The following is a 1,236-nucleotide window of genomic DNA, read 5'->3' as shown; positions in this document are numbered from 1 at the left end:
GTGCTCTGTTCCCTGAAAACTGGACCGTTTGAAGCTGGAGTTTTCGGCTAATCTTTCCTGGCTGGGAGAGGAGCGGAAACGCATGAAGGCATCGAAGTTCACGGAAGCGCAGAAGGCGTTCATCCTGAAGCAGGGGGAACAAGGCACGCCCGTCGCGGAGATCTGCCGCAAGGCGGGCATTAGTCAGGCGACCTACTTCAACTGGAAGAAAAAGTATGGCGGGTTGCTGCCGGACGAGATGCGTCGGCTGAAGGCGCTCGAGGACGAGAACACGCGACTGAAGAAGATCGTGGCCGATCTGACCCTCGATCGGGAGATGTTGCAGGACGTGATCCGCCGGAAGCTCTGAAGCCTGGGCGTCTGCGAGAGATCGTGACCGGGATGTGCGTCGACTGGGGCGTGTCGATCCGGAAGGCTTGTGGGGCCATCTGCTTCGACACGTCCAGCTACCACTACAAGTCCCGGCGGACGGACCAGGCTGCCGTCGAGATGCGGATCAAGGAGATCTGCGAGACGCGTGTGCGGTATGGCTATCGCCGCGTGCATGTCCTGCTGCGACGGGAAGGATGGGTGATCAACATGAAGAAGACCCGCAGGATCTACAACGAGTTAGGCCTTCAGTTGCGCAACAAGCACCCGAAGCGCAGGGTGAAGGCAAAGCTACGGGAAGATCGCCAGGAAGCAGTCGGCCCGAACGATGTCTGGGCGATGGACTTCGTTCACGACCAGCTCGCCATGGGCAAGAAGCTCCGCATCCTGACGGTGGTAGACACCCATTCCCGGCTCTGTCCGGCAGCCGATCCCCGCTTCGCCTACCGCGGTGAAGACGTCGTGCAAATGCTGGAGAAGGTCTGCGCCAAGGTCGGCTACCCGAAGACGATCAGGGTCGACAATGGCAGCGAGTTCATCTCCCGCGACCTCGACCTCTGGGCCTATGCGAACGACGTCACCCTGGACTTCTCGCGACCGGGGAAACCGACCGACAACGGGTTCATCGAGGCGTTCAACAGCAAGCTCCGGTCTGAATGCCTGAATGCCCACTGGTTCATGAGCCTTGCCGACGCCCGCGAAAAGTTGGAAGCTTGGCGTCGACACTACAACGAGGACCGACCCCACAGCGCGATCGGATACAACGTCCCGATTGCCATGCATTATCCCGATGGCGTCACCGGCCCGTCATCGTGAGGCAGCCGGAAAAATCCAACTTCCGGCGGTCCAAGGTTGGGGAGCAGGGCA

At 60.4% G+C, this 1,236-nt stretch carries 1 protein-coding gene; it reads left to right on the top strand.

Annotation, left to right across the window (positions count from 1 at the left end; genetic code table 11):
* Positions 1 to 82 precede the first annotated feature (82 nt).
* A protein-coding gene (locus BYZ73_RS21170) for an IS3 family transposase (RefSeq protein WP_112317570.1) occupies positions 83 to 1,185 on the top strand; the annotation gives its coding sequence in 2 pieces (ribosomal slippage) (positions 83 to 344 and positions 344 to 1,185; 1,104 coding nt in all).
* Positions 1,186 to 1,236: the final 51 nt, after the last annotated feature.

Source organism: Rhodovulum viride (assembly GCF_003265965.1).
Classification (GTDB): domain Bacteria; phylum Pseudomonadota; class Alphaproteobacteria; order Rhodobacterales; family Rhodobacteraceae; genus Rhodovulum; species Rhodovulum kholense.
This window is presented reverse-complemented; position numbering and strand designations above follow the sequence as displayed.